We start from the raw sequence: 6,484 nt of genomic DNA, 5'->3' as shown, positions 1-6,484 counted from the left end.
ACTCTTAAATGATGGAGAGCTTATTATTAAATGGGGAAGAAGGATAAAAAATAAGGGTAACGCTATTTGTGCAAATTAAAGGCACAACAGCTTAACGGACTCGAACCGTTTTGGGATTTCTCCCGTACCATATTGGCTACCGTGACGGGGTAGTGTCTTTTGACCCGGACAGGGTTGGTGGAAAGTATAGGAATTGAACCTACAACACATCGATTATGAGTCGATTGCTCTGCCAATTGAGCTAACTTTCTGGGGTTTGATACAGGATTTGAACCTGTAACGCATCGATTATGAGTCGATTGCTCTTCCAATTGAGCTAATCAAACGATATAGTTTAAAGTACTCGGCGGTATACGTTCATACCAGAGGATGACGCACCAGTTTGGCTTATGGAACCTAAACTATAGCTTTGTAACTTTGTTACTATCCCAGTTCAAATCTAGCACAGGAAAAACTTTGAGCAGCCTTAAGATTGGGTTTTGGTGCTAATATTATGTTCCCTGAATTGCCCATAATAAAAGAACCTCACCCTGTCAAGAAAGGACATCCCTCTCCTTAGTAAGGAGAGGGACAGGTTTTGCTACGCAAAACCTGGGTGAGGTTATGAGACTTAACTGTAAATTGCATTGAGAAAGACTTGTATGTACACCGTAGCCCTAATAAGGGAGGGGCTGAGAGAGATGTCACGCAGGAATCACAAGTATTTACCGCACATGATATAACAGGTCGCGGCCAGATTGGGTACTAGGTAATGATGTTTACCTAGTTAATTTATTCTTTGGGAATCCCTAGATGTGCCCTCAAATCAACGTAAGGCATTCTATTACTTTTACTTAAGGGGGGCGCACCTGCCTGCCGCCAAGCCAAGATATTATTTAGCGCCTGCACGCCATCTTCACTGGGTTTGAGGGTCAATATCAAGTTTTCACAGCGCCCATTGACTTGATTAGCGGTGCAAATCACATTTTGTCCGTTCATTTTACCGACAGTAATAAACTTCAGTTCTCTGTTGTGGCGGTAAGTTTCTAAGCGGTGGCTCACGTCTTGACAGCGCGTTAGTTTATTGTAGCCAGCGTCTCTGAAGTAATTGGAAGTCCAGCGAATCCAAGGCTCACTAACACCTTTAAAATTTGTGTACACCGTCACGGGTTTGTTTCCTGATGTGTCACAATAAAATCCTTGCCTACTTTCGGCTTGACTTGGCTGATTGATAGTTGCAGTCGCGCCGAGGGCGATCGCACCTGCAACCAAAACATTTTTCAATGATGGTAATTTCATCAGCAACTCTCAAATCTTGAGTAAAAAGTTTTTATTTGCTTCCTATTTGACACTCTCCCTACTAGAAGTAGGGAGATGATAAGAAGATTTCGCTTCTGATATCCCAATTGCTTGGGGTTTTAGGCATTTTTACCTGTATACATAATGAGCCGCAACCCACTTACGACCATGATTTGTTTTTTCCCAATGTGCAGAAACCAACACTTTCTTTTTCGCTGGTGGTGTATAACGCCTAACTTGTCGTGGTTTTTCTGCTATTATTTGAGCAGGTCTATTAAGACCGTGGGAATTAACAATAACCTGTAATGCTGATGCTTGTGAAGGAATAGAAGTAACAGCAAATGGTAAAAGAAGCGCTCCACCAGCAAGAATTTGTTTGATGTTCATCACTAAATCTCCTTTGGTAAACTGGATGATTAAAGTTCAGTAAGCTTTAATCTGTTTGATGTCTCATGTTTATAAGCTTAGGAGTTAAAAAGGCTATACACTAGTGATAAAAGTAACTAGTTTAATCATGACTTAAGTAATCTATAAAGCAATACGCTTGGGTAAGGGTAATTGTAGGTTGGGTTGAACATTCGTGTTACCCAACAAAGTGTAGAAAATGTTGGGTTTCGTTCCTCAACCCAACCTACGCAGATTAAGGCTTTTGGCGCTAACCCAAGCGTATTGATCTATAAAGTCAGGGTTCTCAGGTTTGAATTACGAATGAACCTTATCGTGTCAATGTCATATATTGCAATACGCTTGGGTTAAGGATAATTGTAGGTTGGGTTGAACATTCGTGTTACCCAACAAATAAAAATGGCTATGATGGCGAGCAAATAAGCCTCATAGCTGAATGGCACTAAGAGAAGTAAAAATGCTTAATCCTGATTGAAATCGGTCAAAATCTCGTTCTGAAATTAGCTGTGTTAGTGGATTTATACTCATTCCTTATTTGAAAGCAGGAGTATTATTAATTCGCCTCAACTCGGCAAAACAATTACCTCAAATGCAATGTCTACAACGGGCTGTTCGGTGATGTCTCAATTTGACTTATGCTCACGATTCATTCTTGTGGTTCAGTCTGGAAAAGCTAGACCAGTCATTGGGTCACGGATATATAATCCTAATGTGAGACTACGCATCACTTCATCCCAAATGGGTATTAATGGCTCTGCTTGATCTGCCCAATAATCGAATGTAATCAAGCACTGAACATTTGAACCCAAACCAATGCAAGTCCGCGAAAAAGCTTCCCGTGGTTCTTCCTGAGTGTCAATGAACTTCATTTCTGTCCAGACAATCCTAGCGGTTTGGCGCTTGACGGTAAAAATTTCTCCTTTAGCAATGATGTTACGACTGTCGTCTTCCATGACTTTCTTCAAGGTGGATTTTAGCGGAAACTGGCTCCAGTCGTTCGGTGGCAAGCGATTGAAAGATACTTCTAGACAGCAATCATCGTTGGGCGGTTTTCTATCGAGGAACTTGAAGGATTTTTCTTGTGGTTCAAAAACCCAATTCTGGGGAACATTGAAGCGAACAGCGCCTCTATCTGCTACAAAAATCTTGTAGCCTGATGGAGATTCCCAGCGATGATCAGGTTTGAGATCAAGGGTTTCCTTAATCCACTGGAGATTGCTTTTTTTACGCTTTGCCATAGTGTTTTTGTTCTCTCTGCTGAAGAGGGTGTACGCCGTCGTAGACATCACCCACTTTGTTAATGTTATCAAATTGCTAGTATTTAGTTGTCGCGATCGCAATAGATCATATCTCGGACTGCACATATATCTGCTAAAAAAGGCGTAGATAACCTCTCGACCCTAACCTCTAACCTTGTGGTCGGGTGTATTGGGATAGTTATGCTGCTACCGTCGTGATGCAGTTTGCTTAATCAGAAATGCAGTTACATAGACAAAACCCGAACATTTTTTATTCAGTTTGATTAGCGTGGAATCATTTCACAAGTTATTTTGAAACAGTTTTAGAACATGTTTCCAAGCATCAGGAGCAGCTTCGGGATTGTAACTTGGGTTCTGAGTTATGAATGGGTACTGGTCTTTGAAAAATCCGGCAAAGAATCCATGTCCTGCATCGTATCGGAATACACAATGATTGATGTTATGTTTCTTTAATTCTGCCTCAATTTGTTCGTTTTCTTCCTCGGAAACTAATAAATCTCTTGTACCAAAAAACGCATAGATAGTACCTTTAATTTCAGAGGTGCGATTAATGGTTGGAGTATCTTCACCATAACTAGAAGTGGTAATCCCACCACCGTAAAATGAAGCTGTTGCTTTGATATCAGGTAAGGTTGCAGCCATATAAGCAACATGACCGCCGAAACAGAAACCAATAGCGCCGATCGCATCATCTTTGACATTGGGTAAAGTTTTGAGGTAGGTAATGGCAGCTTGAATATCGCTGAATATCTCTTGATACTTTACTTGTTGATAGTATTGCAACCCAAGCCGATAGCTTTCTGGGCTATACCCAGCATCTTCTGGGCTAAAGTCAGCCTCAAAACCGGGAGCAATACGTTGATACATTGCCGGGGCTATTGCTACATAACCTTGTTTAGCTATTAGTTCAGTGATATCTCGAATATTACTATTGATTCCAAAAATTTCTGGAAAAACTATGATCGCCCCAAAGGTTCCCTTTTGTGCTGGTTGAGCTAAGTAAGCATCGATTTCTAAGCCATTGTTAGGAACTTTGACATAGGAAGTGTTAATTTCGATGTTTGTTGTTTCTACCATCTTTGTTTCGGCTGCTTTTATACCAACTCATCTATTCTGACTGTTTTTTGACATGGCGATGCCTACGACGGGCAAAAATACCAGGAGTATTGCTCTACTCAATAAACATCTAAAGTTACCCGACAGCAAATTCTGTATACTGCCGTTGAGGTGCATGATATGCTATGACAATATCTTGCTTAGGCACTCCCTCTCTCACAAGTTGATCTGCGATCGCATCCTCCGTTCCGTCATGCTGCACCCAAATTTTCCCATCCTTGATATCTACATGCAGCACACAGCCGTAAATCCGGGTACTACTATCCTTCCATCCCACATGCACAAGCTGATAGTGGTCTTTTGTACTATCAAAAATTGTTTGACTTTCTATTGGATCGCTTCCATAACGCAACTTTGCCCGCGCCATCAATAATCTCTGAACTAGTTCACGATACAAAATTAGCTTATCCATTCTGCAATCTCCTGTTTTTCTGTGTTGTATACCAAAAGGGGAATTTGGTTACGAACAATGACCGTTTGAATAAATGGATATCTGAAAAATCGCCTATAAACATCGAGCGGAACTGCCAAATACAACCGCCGCTCTGGATCATCATCTTCCAACGCAATGCGGTAGTTAATAAATTGTCCAATTGCAGTATGAAATTCAGAAATCGTTGAGGCTGCTAAAAATGTTTTGATTTCAATAGCAATCTTTTTATCATCCTTTGTCGCTGCTAGCAACAGTTCTGCACCTAAGTCAATATAAAAATCAACAAACCCCAAATCAATGTGGTATGGATCATGAGTAATTAGCCACCCTTCTATCTCTTGATCAGTCTTGACCAGTTCATGAAACCTATCTCTTGCAGACATCGTAGACAGCTAACCAGAAAGATAAAGTCTTTGCCTAAATTCTATCGTGTATCCCACTCAAGCAGCACCAAGCGTTAGACATATTCGGCTTTGCAGAACTCAAAAGGTATCGCGCAGCATCTCGTATAAAAGAAAAGATATCACCTCACACCCAAATCTGTGACAAAATAGTTTTGTTGCCCTACAACTAATGCGATGCCTCCGGCGGGCTGTTCGGCGTCGGCTACAATCTATGATTTATAACAATTATGCCTTATAGTCAGTTTACAACTATCAGTAAAGTTAAAGAAGCTTTCGGGTTAAAAACACAGGAAGGTGGGCGATTTATTCCTGCCACTGAACCAATTGAAGCATCTGCTACACTGACGGCATATCTTGAAGAAAGTCTGCCGCTTGCTTCTTCAGCAAGTGAAAAAGCGCGTTCCGAAGGAATTATTTACCCAGTATTATTGGAAGTTAGACGAATATTAAATCGCCAAATTAGCTTATTTTCTGGGGAAGATTTTACAGTTGATGAGGCAGTTGGACTTAATGGAATGTGTGATTTCCTTTTGAGTCGTTCGCCGGAAGTGCTAGAAATTGAAGCACCTGCAATTATAATTTTGGAAGCAAAAAAAGCTGATTTAAGAACAGGGTTTGGACAATGTATTGCAGAAATGGTTGCCGCCCAAAGATTCAACGCCGCCAAAAATCGTCCAGTTGCCGTAATATATGGTTCTATTAGCAGTGGTACACAATGGCGATTCCTGAAGCTGGAGGATAATATAGTCACCATCGACTTGATGGATTATCCTCTCCCACCCGTAGAACAAATTCTCGGATTTTTAGTTTGGATGGTTCAAAACAGTTGATAGATGCGTCGCCTACAACCTATGATTTCTACCATCAAGCGCCGCTATAGTTTGGATGAATATCGCGCGATCGCAGAAAAAGCGGAAGGACGCAGCGAATATCGAAATGGAGAAATTGTACCCATAGCTGGAGGAAGTTTAAACACAGCCGCATCAGTGGGAACATTTTGACCTATTTTACCGAAGAAGAATAAGCTACTTGGTTGAACCAATTCAAACAATCACTCCGCAAGCTTCACCATTTGGTTTACTACCAAGCGTGCTTTCCGTCGATAATCTGACTTGCGTGTTCCACCAGCCATCCCGTACTCATCACTATTTTTGCCATACCGGGATGCAACACTCAGCAGCATATGCTCAGAATAAATATTCAACGCACGTTCTGTATCTTCTAATGTATTCTGCGTCTTATCCACCATTGTTCGTGCTTGATTATGAGCAGCTAACTTCTCTCGTAACTCATGAATCATAGTGTTGTAAGTAGTGATTGACACCCCATTACCAAAATCTAAATCAGGGTTAATTGTCTGCAATCCTTCAATGCGTCGTTCAGCTTTGGTCAGTGCGATCGAGTTTCGTCTCCGTTGCGCCATAAAATTTTCCTTTTTGGATTAATTTAATATAGAGAACTCCGATAATGTTTGACACGGAGTTCTTTATCTAACATAATAATACGTATTGATCTGATGCACCAGCCTGAGTGAAGCTACATAACTTTTAGAGTATTGGTACCAAGATAAATATGAGTATATTTACTGA

At 40.9% G+C, this 6,484-nt stretch carries 8 protein-coding genes, 2 tRNA genes and 1 pseudogene; 2 read left to right on the top strand and 9 right to left on the bottom strand.

The window, feature by feature from the left end:
- Positions 1–175: 175 nt before the first annotated feature.
- From V7K31_RS13005 to V7K31_RS12970, 8 genes are all read right to left on the bottom strand, one after another.
- Positions 176–251: transfer RNA gene (locus V7K31_RS13005), tRNA-Ile, on the bottom strand.
- Positions 251–326 (bottom strand) — tRNA-Met (locus tag V7K31_RS13000). The genes V7K31_RS13005 and V7K31_RS13000 overlap by 1 nt, the downstream gene beginning before the upstream one ends.
- Before the next feature lie 445 nt (positions 327–771).
- Entirely contained in the window at positions 772–1,278 is a 507-nt protein-coding gene (locus V7K31_RS12995; RefSeq protein WP_335094746.1) for a COP23 domain-containing protein, read from the bottom strand.
- A 129-nt stretch (positions 1,279–1,407) separates the two neighbouring features.
- The gene (locus tag V7K31_RS12990; RefSeq protein WP_335094745.1) at positions 1,408–1,665 is read right to left on the bottom strand and encodes a hypothetical protein; all 258 of its coding nucleotides are present in this window, start codon (positions 1,663–1,665) and stop codon (positions 1,408–1,410) included.
- A 677-nt stretch (positions 1,666–2,342) separates the two neighbouring features.
- Positions 2,343–2,921, bottom strand: a complete 579-nt coding sequence (locus tag V7K31_RS12985) for a hypothetical protein (RefSeq protein ID WP_335094744.1) — start codon at positions 2,919–2,921, stop codon at positions 2,343–2,345.
- A gap of 300 nt (positions 2,922–3,221) precedes the next feature.
- The gene (locus tag V7K31_RS12980) at positions 3,222–4,019 is read right to left on the bottom strand and encodes a dienelactone hydrolase family protein (RefSeq protein ID WP_335094743.1); all 798 of its coding nucleotides are present in this window, start codon (positions 4,017–4,019) and stop codon (positions 3,222–3,224) included.
- 115 nt (positions 4,020–4,134) lie between these two features.
- Complete coding sequence (locus V7K31_RS12975; protein WP_335094742.1) at positions 4,135–4,470, bottom strand: XisI protein; 336 nt, start codon at positions 4,468–4,470, stop codon at positions 4,135–4,137.
- Positions 4,458–4,874: a XisH family protein gene (locus V7K31_RS12970; protein WP_335094741.1), complete on the bottom strand. Its 417-nt coding sequence runs from the start codon at positions 4,872–4,874 to the stop codon at positions 4,458–4,460. The genes V7K31_RS12975 and V7K31_RS12970 overlap by 13 nt, the downstream gene beginning before the upstream one ends.
- A gap of 248 nt (positions 4,875–5,122) precedes the next feature.
- Between V7K31_RS12970 and V7K31_RS12965 the strand changes: the two genes are divergently transcribed.
- Complete coding sequence (locus V7K31_RS12965; RefSeq protein WP_335094740.1) at positions 5,123–5,725, top strand: hypothetical protein; 603 nt, start codon at positions 5,123–5,125, stop codon at positions 5,723–5,725.
- A 21-nt stretch (positions 5,726–5,746) separates the two neighbouring features.
- Positions 5,747–5,901, top strand: a pseudogene (locus V7K31_RS12960) (Uma2 family endonuclease); the annotation flags it as partial.
- Positions 5,902–5,946: 45 nt separating this feature from the next.
- Here V7K31_RS12960 and V7K31_RS12955 read toward each other — a convergent pair.
- Complete coding sequence (locus V7K31_RS12955) at positions 5,947–6,318, bottom strand: hypothetical protein (RefSeq protein ID WP_335094739.1); 372 nt, start codon at positions 6,316–6,318, stop codon at positions 5,947–5,949.
- Positions 6,319–6,484 lie beyond the last annotated feature (166 nt).

The organism is Nostoc sp. (assembly GCF_036917675.1).
GTDB lineage: Bacteria > Cyanobacteriota > Cyanobacteriia > Cyanobacteriales > Nostocaceae > Nostoc.
This window is presented reverse-complemented; position numbering and strand designations above follow the sequence as displayed.